We start from the raw sequence: 15,230 nt of genomic DNA on the forward strand, positions 1-15,230 counted from the left end.
GAGTTCTTTATGTTTCCCGAGCGCGCGCGGCGCCCCGCCCGATTCACGAGCAAATGCTTTATCGATTGAGGAATTCGAGCGTGAGGATCGCAACCGGAGCGCCGTACCCGGCGCTCCGTTGTGAAACGTGCAGCGTTATTCGGCCTGTTCGCGATTACCCGCGAGATCCCGCGCGCGCGACGTCATCGTCGCGCTCGCGCGGCGCACCGATGAGACGGCGTCCTTGCGGACCATGAACGGCGTCGGGTTCGGGAAAGCGCCACAGCATCGCCAGATACAGCATGCCGCCGACCACGAACGACACCGGCACGCTGAGATCGCAGCCGCCCGCGAGCGCGCCCAGCGGCCCGACGAACTGCCCCGGCAGATTCACGAACGCGAGACCGATCAACGCCGCCGGCAGCCACGCGCCCATCGCGCGCCAGTTCCAGCCATGCGAGAACCAGTAGTGGCCGCCGCGCCCGCCGCGGTTGAACACTTGCAGATCGTCCGCGAGATAGAAGCCGCCGCGCTGCACGAAGCCGATCACCATGATCGCCATCCACGGGCAACTGAACGTGCAGATGAGCGTCGAGAACGTCGCCACGCTTTCCACCAGGTTGAACGCGAAGCGGCCAACGAAGATGAAGCCGATGGCAAGCGTGCCGATCAGCGCCGTCGCACGCACGCGATTGAGGTACTTCGGAAACATGCTCGACATGTCGAGGCCCGTGCCGTAGAGCGCGGTCGTGCCCGTCGACATGCCGCCGATGATCGCGATGAGACACATCGGCAAGAGAAACCAGCGCGGCGACACCGCGAGCAGACCGCCCACGTAATCGTTCGAGCTGATGTAGGTCGGGGCCTGCGTCGCGATGATCGTCGCGGTCACGAGGCCGAAGAAGAACGGCACGAACGTCGCGATCTGCGCGGCGAACACGGCGCCCATCACGCGATGACGCGGCGTCGATTGCGGAATGTAGCGGGCCCAGTCACCGAGCGTCGAAGCGAACGAAACCGGATTGCTGAGCGCCACGAGCGCCGCGCCGATGAACGCCGCCCAGAAGCCCGCGCCGCCGTGATGGAGCGTGCCCGCGTAGTGCACGTCGAAGGCCTTCGCGAACGCGAACGCGCCGAGCACGAACATGAGGCTCGCCGCCCACACGGCGATCTTGTTCACCCACAGCATGAAGCGAAAGCCGTAGATACACACGATCAGCACGAGCACCGCGAACACCATGTACGCGGTGCCGAGCGTCCACGGGTTGACCGGCAGGCCGACCATGTCGTGCGCGCCGCCGACGAGCGCATCGCCCGAACTCCACACCGCGAGCGAAAAGAACGCAACCGACGTGAGCACCGCGAGAAACGAACCGACGATACGGCCATGAATGCCGAAGTGCGCGCCCGACGACACCGGATCGCTCGTGCCGTTGCGCGGCCCGAACAGGCTCATCGGCGCGAGAATGCAGGTGCCCGCGAGCACGCCGAGCACGATGGCCCACAGGCTTGCCTCGAACGAAAGCCCGACCAGAATCGGAAAGCTACCGAGCACCGACGTCGAAAACGTGTTGCAGCCGCCGAACAGCAGCCGGAACAGATCGATCGGCCGCGCGTATCGCGAAGCGTCGGGAATGCGCTCGAAACCGAATGTTTCGACCTGCGTGATGCTGGTGTTGTCTGCCATGTTGTCTCGCTCCTTGAGGCGTCGTCCGGCATGCCGGTTCACGCACTATCGTTATCGGCGGTCATTCTGCTGCAGCGGAATGCGCGCCATATTGCGTAGTCAAAACGTTCACATCAGGTCCGGCCAATGTTTGGCCGCGCTCACACCTCTACTGCGTGTTCAGGCTGATTCATGAGCGACTCGCGCTCGTTCGCGCGCATGCCGTAGACGCCGAGAAGGTCTTCACAGAAGGCCCGGACGATCGGCTTGTCGGCCATGCCGCGCTTCATCGCGAGATGCAGCGGCACGTCGAAGCCGAAGGCCGTCCGCCCCAGCACCCGGATCAGGCCGCGCTGCTCGAACGGTTCGGCGTGATGCGTGGGCAGATAGCCGATATGGCTGCCCGAGAGAATCAGCACGGTGGCCGCGTCGATGTTGTCCGCGATGGCCGTCACGCGGCGTTCGCCGATGCTCGCAAGCTCTTCGGGCACGGGATAGCTGCGCCAGATCCAGTCGTGCGCGCGCAGATCATCGAACGTCACATGCGGGCCGGCATGAAAGAGCGGATGCCCGCGCCCGCAACAGATCACCTGCCGCTCGCTGAACAGCCTCCTGTACGACAGTCCCGCGACGCGATGCCAGAAGTAGCCGATCGCGATATCGAGCTGCTGATTGACGAGGCTTTCTTCGAGTTCCTGCGGCGGCGCGACGTGCATCGCGAAACGCACGGCCTGATCGCGCTTGCGAAACGTGCCGATGGCTTCGGCGAGCCGCGCGTTCTCGACATGCGACGCCTGCCCGATCAAACCGATCGACAGCGTGCCCACGAGCTTGCGATCGATATCGCGCACCTGAGCGACGAACTGCGAAGTCGCGGCGACCAGCGCGCGCGCCGACGCGACGAAACGCTCGCCTTTCGACGTGAGCCGAAAGCCGCCGCGTCCGCGTTCGCAGAGCCGAAAGCCCACGCGTGCTTCCAGCGCGGACAACTGCGAACTGATGGTCGACTGGCGCACGCCGAGCGTCGCTTCGGCGGCCGTGATGCCGCGCGCGTCGACGACCGCGAGAAAGACGCGCACGAGGCGCAGGTCGAGATCGGAGGTATTGGAGAACATACGATTACGCCGTGCTCACATGGGAAAGCCCATCGCCTTGATGCCCTTGATCCACGCGCGCTTCCAGCCGCCTTCTGCATCGGCGCCGTCGAACGCGTGGAAGGTCACCTTCGCGGCCAGCCATCGCACCGGCTCGGGCGGGATGTACGTCGGGCTTTGATTGGCGATGTCGAGCGCGCGCTCGGGGCTTGCGCGATCGAACAGGATGTTCAGGCCCATGAACGCGCCGAAGCGGCTCGCGGCCACGCCGAAACCCGTGTAGCCGGCGACGAACACGGCCTTGTCGCCGAGATAGCGCTTCGCGAACACCGAGCCGCGCGAGCAATAGTCGATCGGGCCGCCCCACGCGTGCGAAAAGCGCACATCGCTCAATTGCGGGAAGGTCGTGTAGAACGCTTGCGCGAGCCGGTAGTACGTGTCGCGCTGCTGGTCGCTCGGCGGATTGGGATCGCCGTCGAAGTGATAGCTCACGAGGCCGCCGAAGATGATGTTGTTGTTCTTCGTGAGGCGGAAGTAATTGAGCTGCGTGCGCGTGTCGTAAATGCCCTGGCGCTGCTTCCAGCCGATGCGCGACAGTTGTTCGTCGGTGAGCGGCTCGGTTGCGAGCACGTGATCGCGCACCTGCAACACACGGCGGTTGATGTCGGGAATGCCCACTTTCGCGGTGCCGCTGCCGAACACGACGCGCGGCGCGCGCACGGTGCCTGCGGGCGTCTTCACGAAGACGGTCTCGCCTTCGTCGCTTACGGTCATCAGCGGGCTGTGTTCGTAGATCCTCACGCCGAGTTCGAGCGCCGCGCGCTTGAGACCCCACGCGAGCTTGGCCGGATGCACGATGCCGCTGCGGTTGCGCGACCAGAGCGCGCCCGCGAACAGCGGTGAATCGAGCTGTGCGCGCGTGGCCGCTGCGTCGAGCAGCACGACGTCGTGGCCATAAGACTTGTGCAGATCGTAATCGGCACGCAGATGATCGACGTGATCCGGATCGACGGCCACCGTCATCTCGCCGTTCCACTCGATGTCGGCATCGATGCCGTAGCGCTTGAGCGTCGCTTCGAAGCCGTCGAGATTGCGCTGGCCGAACTCTTCGAGCTCCGCGATATCGTCCGGGAACACGCGTACCGCGTTGGGCAGCCCGTGCATCACCGATGTCGAGATGATGCCGCCCGCGCGCCCCGATGCGCCATGCGCGATCCGGCCTGCCTCGATCAGCACGACATCGAGTTCGGGCATCTGCTCCTTCGCCTGCACCGCGGCCCACAGCCCGGTGAAGCCGCCGCCAACGATCAGCAGATCGGCATGTATATCGCTCACGAGCGCCGGTTCTGCGGGCGGCTCGGCGGGATTGTCGAGCCAGTAAGGCATGAGGCGCGTGCGGGCAAGCGCTTCTTCGACGCTCAATTTGACAGACGTGCGACGCACGCCGCGCGACGCCTTCTGCGCGGGCGCGGCGATGTCGGCTTCGAAAAGTTGCGCGCTTTCGTTCATGACGTGTCTCCTCCTCGGGCGCGGCGCGCGACGGTTATTGCTGCGGTTCGAGCACGACGTAGAACTTCTTCGCGTCCTCGATCGTTTCCCAGCGGCCCGCGAAACCCGCGGGCAGAAGATAGCCCTGCCCCGCCGTGAATTCCTTGCGGCCGCCGTTCACGTCGATCAGCGCGATCCTGCCTTCGACGAGCCAGACCGCTTCGTCGGCCGTCGTCGCGGGGAAATCGACAGCGCCGGCCTTGCCTTCCCACCAGCCGATCACGTAGTTGCCGCTCTGGCCTTCGGCCGCGCGCCAGTCGCTTTCGTCCATGCCGTAGTCCAGCTTCGTGAACTGCCCGATGCCCTCGCCCAGCGGCGCGATGTCCTGAATCAGCTTGCTCATGTGCTTCCCTTGTTGCGTCGGTTTGAATTGAATCGGTGCGCCAAAGTTACCGATTCACGCTGCCCCGGTATGCCCCCCCGCGGGGGGGACAAGCAGCGTTTAGCGAAGCGCGGGTAAATACCTAGATTTGCTGAAAACCCCTTCTGGCAAGGGCTATAACGCATGGTCTACAATCGAAGGGACTTTTCTTCGCGGCGCGCCATGCTGCTCAACGTACCCCCGCTCAATCAGGATCAAGCCGAGTTCGCGCTCTCGTTCAAGACGCTTGGCAAAGTCATCGAAGCTGTCGGCACACCGGATTTCGTGCCGCGTCTCACGCTGCTTCTCAATGAAGTCGTGCCGCTCAATGTCGTGCACATCGAGCGCTCACGTGTGGACCGCAGCAAGCCCACGGGCTTTCGCTGCGAATGGATCGGCAGCAGCGGCGTGGGCATGGACACGGGCGTGATCTCCGAAGTCATGACGCTCTACTACGACCGCTTCTACGATACCGATCCGCTCTTCGCGGGCATTCGCGGCAAGATCGGCACGCTGCTCGTGGTGCGCGACATCGGCGCGATACCGCCCGGCGAATTTCGCCAGCGCCTCTTCGACGAAGCGCTGATCGCGCATGAATGCGTGCTCGCTCGCGGCACGCCTCACGCGCAGGATTCGATCGCGCTCGAACGCTCGCTCGACGCGCCGCCGTTCACGCTCGCCGAAATGAACCGCTTTCGCAACGTGAGCGAGTTCCTGTTTCCGCTGCTCGAATTGCACGCTTCGACGAGCGCGGCGAAACGCGTCGCGCATCCCACTTCGTTCCTGCATCCGCTCGCGCAGTTCGACGCGCGCATCGCCGCCGACGACGTGCGCCTGTCGAAACGCGAGTACGAAATCTGCACGCATCTCATCACGGGCCGCACGGTGCCCGAGGCGGCGGAGATTATCGGCGTGCGCATCGGCACGGCAGAGTCGTATGTGAAGCGCGCGTTCGCGAAGCTCGGCGTGCGCACCAAGCGCGACCTGATCGCGTGGGGACAGGCTTGCCCCCGTCTCACGGCCACCTGAAGCCCCATTCACATCGAACCGGCTCGATGTGAACATTTCGACTTCGTGATTCGCGAGGCAGTCTCGTCGCCTAACATCGCCCCGTCCACATAACGATGACGGGAGACGAGCCCATGCAGCGTGAACTCAACCAGCCGCTCGGCGGCAACGACATGCCGCGCTTCGGCGGCATCGCGACCATGATGCGCCTGCCGCAGGCGAACAGCACCGAAGGCCTCGACGCGTGTTTTGTCGGCGTGCCGCTCGATATCGGCACCTCCAACCGCTCGGGCGCGCGCTTCGGGCCGCGCCAGATCCGCTCGGAATCCGTGCTGCTGCGCCCCTACAACATGGCGACGCGCGCCGCGCCCTTCGATTCGCTGCAAGTGGCCGATATCGGCGATGTCGCCACCAATCCCTATGATTTGAAGGATTCGATCCGCCTGATCGAATCGGCCTACGACGCGATCGTCGCGAACGGCTGCCGTCCGATCACGCTCGGCGGCGATCATACGATCGCGTGGCCGATCCTGCGCGCGTTGCACAAGAAGTACGGCAAGGTTGCCGTGGTGCATGTCGATGCACACGCCGACGTCAACGACACGATGTTCGGCGAGAAGATCGCGCACGGCACGCCGTTTCGACGCGCGGTGGAAGACGGTCTGCTCCAGTGCGACAAGGTCACGCAAATCGGCCTGCGCGGCACCGGTTACCACGCCGACGACTTCGACTGGTGCCGCGAACAGGGCTTCACCGTGGTGCAGGCCGAAGCGTGCTGGAACAGGTCGCTCGCGCCGTTGATGGAGGAAGTGCGCGCGCGCGTGGGCGATGCGCCCGTCTATCTGAGCTTCGATATCGACGGGCTCGACCCCGCGTTCGCACCCGGCACCGGCACGCCCGAAGTGGGCGGCCTGACCGTGCAGCAAGGTCTTGAAATCGTGCGCGGCATGAAGGGGCTCAACGTCGTCGGTGCGGATCTCGTCGAGGTATCGCCGCCTTACGATCAGGCCGGCACGACAGCGCTCGTCGGCGCCAATCTCGCGTTCGAAATGCTCTGCGTGATGCCGGGCGTCACCTACCGTCAAAGCACGCGAGGTTGAACATGGCTGCTCGACTCGAACGACATCCCGAAGACGGCTCGATCCTGCTGCCCGCCGCGACGATCGCGGGTACGCGCTACGGCGCATCGAACTGGGAAGCAGGCAATGCGATCCACGATGCATCGACGGGCGAGGTCATCGGCTGGCAGGAACACGCCGATGCCGCGCAAATCGATGCCGCCGTGCGTGCGGCGCGCGCCGCGCTCGATGCATGGCGCAACCGGACACCCGCTTCGCGCGGCGAGGTGTTGCGCAAGATCGCCGAACTGCTCGCAACGGAGCGCGCGGGCCTTTCCGCGATGCAGCAGCAGGTGAGCGGCAAGCCGCCGCTCGAAGCCGACACCGACGTAAGCGACGCCATCGCCACGTTCGATTACTACGCGGACCTGTGCGCGGACGGTTCGCTCTTCGCCGCCGACGCGCTCGCATTGCCCGACGACACCGTGACGGGCGAGCGTCATTACGAAGCGGTCGGCGTGGCCGCGCTGATCGTGCCGTGGAATTTCCCGATGGTCACGACCTCGTGGAAGATCGCGCCCGCGCTCGCGGCGGGTTGCACCGTGGTGCTGAAGCCCTCCGAATTCACGTCGCCGGTCGAGCACCGGCTCGCGGAAATCATGACGGCAGCGGGTGTGCCCGATGGCGTCGTGAATCTCGTGAACGGCGGCGGCGAAGTCGGCGCGCGGCTCGCGGCGCATCCGCTCGTCGACAAGATTTCGTTCACGGGCAGCACGGCCGTGGGCCGCAAAGTCATGCAGAGCGCAGCGCAGGACATGAAGCGCGTGACGCTCGAACTCGGCGGGAAATCCGCGCTGATCGTGCGCGCCGACGCGGACATCGAACATGCGGTCGCGCTCGCTTTGGGCGGCGCGTTCACGAACGCGGGGCAGATGTGTTCGGCCACCTCGCGCATCATCGTGCACGACGATGTCTATCGCAAGTTCATGGCCGCCTTCGAAGCGGCGGTGCGCGCGCTCGTGGTCGGGTCGCCGCGGACGGAGAACGTCGCGATGGGCCCGCTCGTTTCCGCTGCGCAGCGCGCGCGCGTGCAAGCGCTGCTCGAACAAGGCGTGGCCGACGGCGCGAAGATCGCGTTCAGCGGCGCGCTCGATGGTGCCTGCGCGGAAGGCTTTTTCATGGCACCCGTCGTCGTCGCGGAGCCGGATACGACGAACGTGTTGTGGACGGAGGAAGTGTTCGGGCCGGTCGCGTGCGTGAAATCGTTCCGAACCGACGACGAAGCCATCGCGCTCGCCAACGACACGCGCTATGGACTCGTGGCGACGGTCGTCACGCGTGACGACGAAGCCGCACGCCGCTATCGCAATGCGCTGCGTGCGGGCCTCGTCTGGATCAACACACCGCAACTGATCTTCCCGCAAGTGTGCTGGGGCGGACTCGGTTTGAGCGGCATCGGCCGTGAACTGGGCGTTGCCGGATTGCGCAGCTATCAGGAGTTGCGTCATACCATCGTGTCTCGCGGATAGCGTCGCGCATCCTCCTACAGTCGATAAGCTGTATATTCTATTTACAGTCGATGGCCTGTTTTCTGCACAAACAGCCCATAAGCTGTAAAATCGATTTACAGCTTAAAGCCTGTAGGAGCACGCGGTGGACTATTCCCTGAAAACACTCAGCCAGCTCAGGCCGATCCTGCTCGGTTTCCGCAAGGCCGCAGGCCTGACGCAAGCGACAGTCGCGCAACGTCTGGGCGTCACACAGCAGACTTACGCGCAACTCGAAGCCAATCCCGCGGCCGTGAGCGTCGAGCGCCTGTTCAAGGTCCTGCGTGTGCTCGATGTCGAACTCGCGCTCACCCGGAGCGAATCCCCGCCTCCCGTCGCCGCGAAGGCGACGCCAGCGCGCTCTCGCCGCGCATCGCGACAGACTGACGCCACGAAAAAGCGGGAGAACTGGTAATCATGGCGCGGCGCACGCAAACAGGACGGCTCGACCTGTGGATGAACGGTCTGCCCGTCGGATACTGGGAAAACGGCGCCGGCGGCGAACGGCTCGTCTATCGCGAAGACTGGATCGCCGATACACAAGGCCGTCCGCTATCGCTGTCGCTGCCCTTTACGCCGGGCAATCAGCCGTGGCGCGGGCAGGTCGTCACGGATTTCTTCGACAACCTCCTGCCCGACAGCGAGCCGATCCGCCGCCGTATCGCCACGCGCTTTCGCACCGGCGGCACGACGCCGTTCGAGTTGCTCGCGCAGCTGGGCCGCGATTGCGTCGGCGCCATTCAGATGCTGCCGCCAGGCGAAGCGCCCGCCGATCTCGAAAGCATCAAGGGCCGCGCGCTCACCGAAGCGCAGATCGCGCGACTGTTGCGCGAGACGACAACCGCGCCGCAGCTCGGCCAGCACGAAGCGGTCGACGACCTGCGCCTGTCCATCGCCGGTGCGCAGGAAAAGACCGCGCTCCTGCGTCACGGCAGGCGCTGGCTTCTGCCGGAAGGCAGCACCCCGACCACGCATATCTTCAAGCTGCCGCTCGGCCTCGTCGGTAACATGCGCGCCGACATGCGCACGTCGGTCGAGAACGAATGGCTCTGCTCGAAGATCGTCGCCGCGTATGGCCTGCCCATCGCGCGCTGCGAGATGGATCAGTTCGCGGATCAGACGGTGCTGGTCGTCGAGCGCTTCGATCGCCGCCTGTCGAGCGACAAGTCGTGGATTCTGCGTCTGCCGCAGGAAGACATGTGTCAGGCCACCGGCACGCCCGCGCTGCACAAGTACGAATCGGACGGCGGCCCGGGCATCGAGCGCATCATGGACGTGCTCTCCGGATCGACGCGCGCCACGCAGGATCGCCGCCACTTTTTCCTGACGCAGATGATCTTCTGGCTCCTCGCCGCAACCGATGGCCACGCGAAGAACTTCAGCATCGCGCATCTGCCGGGCAATCAGTACGAATCGACGCCGCTCTACGACGTGCTTTCGGCGCATCCGCTCATCGGCCGCGGCCCCGACAAGTTCGCCGCGCGACGCGTGCGGCTCGCGATGGCCGTGCGCGGCAAGAACGTCCACTATCTGATCGGCGAAATCCAGCGCCGGCACTGGATCGCGCAGGGACGGCGCGTCGGGCTCGCTGTCCCCGAAGTCGAATCGATGATCGACGATCTCGGCGCGCGCACGCCCGCGGTCATCGACGAAGTGGCCGCGCTTCTACCCGGCGACTTCCCGATGGATGTGGCCGACGCCATCTTCGACGGCATGCGCCGGCTGGCACGCAAGCTCGTGTGATGGGGTGCGCCGAGGCGTCGTTCATTTCGGCGGAGGCGCGGACGATGGACACTTCATGTCGGCGCCCTTCGCGCCATCGACGTTCTTCAGCGACACGAGCAGCCTGCTGCCCGTATTCGCCGTGATGATGTGCCCGTAACTGACGGTCGGGATGAACTTGATATCAGGCGCGACGGAGACGGGCGGGGTTTGCGCGCCATCGACGGTCAGGTCGAGTTCAACGGTGATCGAATCGATCGCGACGCCGTAGTTCTGCCCGTGTTCGGCCTGAGCCTTCTTGAAGTTGCACACACCGTCCAGGACATTCTGGAGCGCCGTCGGTATGTCCACCGACTTCCCCGGTGGAATGGGCGGCGTGTTGCAGGCGGCGAGGAGGATCGGTAAAGCCAGAACAGGCAGCGAGACGTACGCGCGCATCTGAATCTCCCAGCCCTTTGGAGAGGGCACAGTATCGAGCAAACGAGGCTTTTCGTCCATGCGGTTTCATACTCACCATCCACGCGAATCCGGGAGACTGCCGGTTCATCGGCCGAGCACTGTCACGGCGGAAAATCGCGTCAGTTGCGAAACGTCGCCACTGTCTCCCAGATAACGAATATCAGGCAGCCTGTCCAGCCGAACAGGATCGGCGGCGAGGCCGCGAGCCACCAGGCGCTGAAGGACATCATGACGCAACCAGAAGAGCGTTCCGTCGTATACCGCCGGCAGATAGTTCGCCTCGAATTCGGCGACCGAATATATGCCGCTATCGCGGCTCCATAGGCCATGCGTTTCGATGACTTCCGGGCGCTCCTTGTTCAGATACTCGGCAAGCCCCGCATACCCGCGACGCGCCAGCGTTGGGTTGGTCAGGAGCCCCGAATCCAGAATGTCAAGACGTTCGCAGCACAACGCGGTCCCACCGACGTCCGGCGTCATGAACTTGAGCGTCGATTGCCCCAGATGCTCGCGCAGATGATCGACCGATGTACCCGTCATCGCGTAGTTCTGTGGCGTGACACCGCGCCAGTCACCGGGGGATTCGCTCCACACTCGCTTTCGGATCTCGTCTCCGGCGGCATTCAATGCCGGCGGCAACGCGCCACGCATCGACGCACCGAGGATGATCGTGTCGACGTTTTCGCGCAGCACCGCAAGGTTGACCAGGAAGCTTCCACAAAGGCACAGCAATAGTCCGCGCAATACACGTGGTTGACGCATATCTGCGAAACGTTCCGCGAGAGCAAGGACGAACACGGGCAGCACCGCCACGAACATCCGCCCCGTATAACCCCAGTTTCTTCCCGATATCAGTGCGAACACGCCGAAGGCACATATCAGCAGTACGGGCATCGGATCCGGACGGCGCTCCTGAACGCGCTTCCGGCTCATATACATGCCAGCCAGAAACGCAGCGTTCACGAAGAGGAAATCCTCCAGCCCGCGCAGCTTCTCCGCTACGCCCTCCCAGCCTTTTTTACTGTAGGGCACCTGAAGCTTGGCCAGGATGGTATTCGGCACGAGCGCTCCGAAGACCCAATACCTCCAGATCGTCAGCAGCAGAAAAGAAAGCATGAGCCACGCGCACATTCGAATGGCACGCGGACGATCGTGCGGGCAAAACGCGACCATCCAGCCAAGCGCGAAACCCAGATAGAACACCGCCTCGAAGCGGACCAGCAACAGAAGCGGCAACAGGGCAAAGGCGAACGTCGATTGCGCGCGCCAGGAGAGCACGAATGCAGACAGCAGCAACGCAAAGACAGTCATTTCCATGCCATTGACGATCTCGGCCTGGAAGGCTGGCAGCAGCCCCAGCAGGCTCACCACGATGAGGCGATGCGTCGGGCTCGGCAGGAACGGTTGAAGTGCGCGCCACACGAGCACCAAAGTCGCGCTCAGTGCGATGAAGGAGAGCAATTGCGCCGTCCTGATTGCTTCGAGAAAGCCTGGCTGAAGCAGCCACTGCCCCATCGCCAGCATCGCCGTCATGAGCAGGCTCGACGTACCTTCAGCCGACACCGAAGCGGGCGTCAACGCAAATAAGCCGTGCCGTCCGAGTGTGCGCGCATAGGCCACGGTGATGGCGCCATCATCCCAGCCATAGGGGCCGACGAGCGCTATCGCCGTCAACGAAAGCGCCGCATACGCGACAACGAAGAGGAACCCGGTGGCTCCCGCTCTCGCCTCGATCCTGTATGTACGGTGCTCGGGCATAGTCAGTCGGCGCAAGTGACATGACGGATGATACATCGGGCAATAGCGGGCGAACCTCGAAGTCTCAGAAAGCAGTGCGATCACGCAGACGCTTCTTCAAGACCGGTCCAGCTCCGCGAACAACCAGTCCTGAAAACTGCGCACCTTCGGCAAGTCCGCGCACGACTTGAGCAGATTCAGCGTATATCCATTGACCTTGAGTCCGTCGAAGCCGAACGGCGCGACGAGCCGCCCCGTCTCCAGTTCGCGCTGCACCAGAAGTAAGCTCTCCAGACACACGCCCCCGCCATCCGTCGCCGCGCTGATCGCCATGAACGAGCGATCGAAACGCGGCCCGCGCGAGATATCGATCGGCGTCTTGCGATGCAGCCGCATGAAGTCGCGCCAGCCGACGAGACATCCCTCGCTGTGAATGAGCGTGTGATGCCGCAGGTCCGCGACCGTGCGTATCGGATGCTCGCCTTCGAGCAGCGTCGGCGAGCACAGCGGCACGATCGTTTCGGTAGGCAGATCGAGCACCATCGTTCCCGCCGGCTGCAAGCGGCGCGCGCCATAACGCAAATCGATATCCACCGCCTCGCGCGTCAGGTCCACCGGATCGTTCGATGCATTCAGCCGCAAGTCGATATCCGGATGCAGCGCCGAAAAGCGCGCGAGCCGCGGCATCAGCCATTGCGTCGCGAAGCTCGGCGTTGAATGAAGCGTGAGGATGTCGCTCTTGGCCACGCGCCCGATATCGCGCGTCGCCTTGTCGATGCGCGCGAACGCCGCGCCGATCTCCTCCGCATAGCGCCGCCCGCTGTCGGTCAGGATCACCGTCCGGTGCATGCGATGAAAGAGCCGCACGCTCAGTTGCTCCTCGAGCAATTTGATCTGATGACTGACCGCCGAAGGGGTCACGAAAAGCTCGTCCGCAGCAAGCGAGAACGACGAAAGCCTCGCAGCGGCCTCGAAAGCCTGTATGGACTTGAGCGTGACTCGATGTTGCATTGCAGTGATCGCATGAATTCAGTTCAACGATCAGCCACTTTAATTCGTTTGAGCGCGCGTCATCAAGCGAATACGCTTCATATACGGGCCTGACGCACCAAACAAGGGAATACCCGGATCGCAGGCGCAACCGACAAAAGCAAACAAGGAGACATCGCCGTGAACACGAGCATCACGCAGCTCGCGGAACATGCTCATCGCATCCGCCGCAACGCGCTACTCATGGGTGAAGTGCAGGGCCAGGGCTATATCGGCCAGGCGCTCGATATCGCCGATGTGCTGGCCGTCGCCTACTTCGGCGCGATGAACTATCGCCCTGAAGACCCCGACTGGGAAGAGCGCGACCGCTTCCTGCTCTCGAACGGCCACTATGCGATCGCGCTGTACGCCGCGCTTTTCGAAGCGGGCATCCTGCCGCAGGAAGAACTCGAAACCTACGGCAGCGACGACAGCCGTCTGCCGATGTCCGGCATGGCGAGCTACACGCCGGGCATGGAGATGTCGGGCGGCTCGCTCGGGCAAGGACTCACGATTGCAGTAGGCCGTTGTCTCGGCCTCAAGCGCAAGGGCTCGAAGTCCTTCGTCTACACGCTCTTTTCCGATGGCGAACTCGACGAAGGTTCCGTCTGGGAAGGCCTCATGTCCGCCGCGCACTGGAAGCTCGACAACCTCATCGCGATGGTCGATGTGAACAACCAGCAAGCCGATGGCCCCTCGACGCAGATCATGGCGTTCGAGCCGCTCGTCGAGAAGCTCGAAGCGTTCGGCTGGTACGTGCAGCGCATCGACGGCAACGATATCGACGCCGTGAAGCAGGCCTTCGACAACGCACGCAATTTGAAGGACGCGAAGCCGCGCATCATCGTGTGCGATACGAAGATGGGCTCTGGCGTGCCGTTCCTCGAAGAGCGCGAGAAGAATCACTTCATCCGCGTCGATCCGCACGAGTGGCAACTCGCGCTCGAAGCACTGGAAGCCGGGAGAAACGCATGAGCACCGTAGCGAAGAAGCCGCGCCTGAAGACATCGGCGATGATCGCGTCCATCGCGGGCGAAGGACAGGTCACGCGTTCCGCGCCGTTCGGCCACGCGCTCGCGGAGCTGGCGCGCAGCAACGCGAATGTGGTCGGCATGACGGCCGACCTCGGCAAGTACACCGACCTGCATATCTTCGGAAAGGAGTTTCCCGAACGCTATTACCAGATGGGCATGGCCGAGCAACTGCTGATGGGCGCGGCGGCGGGCATGGCTCATGAAGGCGCGCTGCCGTTCGTCACGACCTATGCCGTGTTCGCGACGCGACGCGCTTATGACTTCATCCATCAGACGATCGCTGAAGACAATCTCGACGTGAAGATCGTCGCCGCGCTGCCCGGTTTGACGACCGGTTACGGCCCGAGCCACCAAGCCGCCGAAGACCTCGCATTGATGCGCGCGATGCCGAACATGACCGTGATCGATCCGTGCGATGCGCTCGATATCGAGCAGATGGTGCCTGCCATCGCCGCACATAAAGGCCCGGTGTATGCGCGCCTTCTGCGCGGCAACGTGCCCGCCGTGCTCGACGAATACGGCTATCGCTTCGAGCTCGGTAAAGCCAAGCTGCTGCGCGACGGCGCCGACGTGTTGCTGGTGTCCTCCGGGATCATGACCATGCGCTCGCTCGAAGCCGCGAAAGCGCTCGAACAGGACAACGTCGATGTCGCCGTGCTGCACGTGCCGACCATCAAGCCGCTCGACACCGCCACCATTCTGCGCGAGGCGAAGCGCACCGGCCGCATGGTCGTCGTCGCGGAGAACCATAGCGTGATCGGCGGTCTCGGCGAAGCGGTCGCGCGCACCTTGCTCGGCGCGGGCGTGACGCCGGCGTTCCGCCAGATCGCGCTGCCCGACGCCTTTCTCGACGCCGGCGCATTGCCCACGCTTCACGATCGCTACGGCATTTCCACCGAAGCGATGTGCAACACCATCAAAGGCTGGCTCGGCTGAGCCGTCACCACTCGTTCCGAACAACTTCATCATCGATCAGGAGCACACCATC

14 protein-coding genes are annotated in these 15,230 nt (G+C 63.9%); 7 read left to right on the forward strand and 7 right to left on the reverse strand.

Annotation, left to right across the window (positions count from 1 at the left end; genetic code table 11):
* Positions 1–154: 154 nt before the first annotated feature.
* The 4 genes from PQR08_RS29420 to PQR08_RS29435 all read right to left on the reverse strand — a co-directional run bounded on the left by PQR08_RS29420 (position 155) and on the right by PQR08_RS29435 (position 4,630).
* Positions 155–1,666, reverse strand: coding sequence for a purine-cytosine permease family protein (locus PQR08_RS29420; protein ID WP_250487588.1), 1,512 nt, complete (start codon positions 1,664–1,666; stop codon positions 155–157).
* Between the two features lie 140 nt (positions 1,667–1,806).
* Positions 1,807–2,760 (reverse strand): LysR family transcriptional regulator, encoded by a 954-nt coding sequence (locus tag PQR08_RS29425; RefSeq protein WP_250487587.1) that lies wholly within the window; start codon positions 2,758–2,760, stop codon positions 1,807–1,809.
* 15 nt (positions 2,761–2,775) lie between these two features.
* Positions 2,776–4,125, reverse strand: coding sequence for an NAD(P)/FAD-dependent oxidoreductase (locus PQR08_RS29430; RefSeq protein ID WP_250487608.1), 1,350 nt, complete (start codon positions 4,123–4,125; stop codon positions 2,776–2,778).
* A gap of 157 nt (positions 4,126–4,282) precedes the next feature.
* The gene (locus PQR08_RS29435) at positions 4,283–4,630 is read right to left on the reverse strand and encodes a cupin domain-containing protein (RefSeq protein WP_187602978.1); all 348 of its coding nucleotides are present in this window, start codon (positions 4,628–4,630) and stop codon (positions 4,283–4,285) included.
* Between the two features lie 201 nt (positions 4,631–4,831).
* On the opposite strand from PQR08_RS29435, the gene PQR08_RS29440 reads away from it, so the two are divergent.
* From PQR08_RS29440 to PQR08_RS29460, 5 genes are all read left to right on the forward strand, one after another.
* A complete protein-coding gene (locus PQR08_RS29440; protein WP_035504910.1) occupies positions 4,832–5,677 on the forward strand; it encodes a helix-turn-helix transcriptional regulator in 846 nt (281 codons plus the stop codon).
* 113 nt (positions 5,678–5,790) lie between these two features.
* Positions 5,791–6,756 carry an agmatinase gene (gene speB, locus PQR08_RS29445; protein WP_035504913.1) on the forward strand — a complete coding sequence of 322 codons (966 nt, stop codon included), beginning with the start codon at positions 5,791–5,793 and terminating at the stop codon, positions 6,754–6,756.
* Between the two features lie 2 nt (positions 6,757–6,758).
* Positions 6,759–8,243: an aldehyde dehydrogenase family protein gene (locus PQR08_RS29450; protein WP_250487586.1), complete on the forward strand. Its 1,485-nt coding sequence runs from the start codon at positions 6,759–6,761 to the stop codon at positions 8,241–8,243.
* A 124-nt stretch (positions 8,244–8,367) separates the two neighbouring features.
* Entirely contained in the window at positions 8,368–8,676 is a 309-nt protein-coding gene (locus PQR08_RS29455) for a helix-turn-helix transcriptional regulator (protein ID WP_250487585.1), read from the forward strand.
* Positions 8,676–10,004, forward strand: a complete 1,329-nt coding sequence (locus tag PQR08_RS29460; RefSeq protein ID WP_250487607.1) for a type II toxin-antitoxin system HipA family toxin — start codon at positions 8,676–8,678, stop codon at positions 10,002–10,004. The genes PQR08_RS29455 and PQR08_RS29460 overlap by 1 nt, the downstream gene beginning before the upstream one ends.
* 21 nt (positions 10,005–10,025) lie before the next feature.
* On the opposite strand, the gene PQR08_RS29465 is transcribed toward PQR08_RS29460, so the two are convergent.
* The 3 genes from PQR08_RS29465 to gcvA all read right to left on the reverse strand — a co-directional run bounded on the left by PQR08_RS29465 (position 10,026) and on the right by gcvA (position 13,190).
* Positions 10,026–10,421: a hypothetical protein gene (locus tag PQR08_RS29465; RefSeq protein ID WP_187602975.1), complete on the reverse strand. Its 396-nt coding sequence runs from the start codon at positions 10,419–10,421 to the stop codon at positions 10,026–10,028.
* 105 nt (positions 10,422–10,526) lie between these two features.
* On the reverse strand, positions 10,527–12,284 hold the full coding sequence (locus PQR08_RS29470) for a hypothetical protein (protein ID WP_250487584.1): 1,758 nt from the start codon (positions 12,282–12,284) through the stop codon (positions 10,527–10,529).
* A gap of 12 nt (positions 12,285–12,296) precedes the next feature.
* On the reverse strand, positions 12,297–13,190 hold the full coding sequence (gene gcvA / locus PQR08_RS29475; RefSeq protein ID WP_250487583.1) for a transcriptional regulator GcvA: 894 nt from the start codon (positions 13,188–13,190) through the stop codon (positions 12,297–12,299).
* Positions 13,191–13,412: 222 nt separating this feature from the next.
* Here gcvA and PQR08_RS29480 point away from each other — a divergent pair, with 222 nt between their 5' ends.
* Positions 13,413–14,183, forward strand: coding sequence for a transketolase (locus PQR08_RS29480; protein WP_238287838.1), 771 nt, complete (start codon positions 13,413–13,415; stop codon positions 14,181–14,183).
* Positions 14,180–15,178: a transketolase family protein gene (locus tag PQR08_RS29485; protein ID WP_035509509.1), complete on the forward strand. Its 999-nt coding sequence runs from the start codon at positions 14,180–14,182 to the stop codon at positions 15,176–15,178. Before PQR08_RS29480 ends, PQR08_RS29485 begins: the two co-directional genes overlap by 4 nt.
* The last annotated feature ends 52 nt before the right edge of the window (positions 15,179–15,230 follow it).

This window comes from Caballeronia jiangsuensis, from assembly GCF_046030135.1.
Lineage (GTDB): Bacteria > Pseudomonadota > Gammaproteobacteria > Burkholderiales > Burkholderiaceae > Caballeronia > Caballeronia jiangsuensis.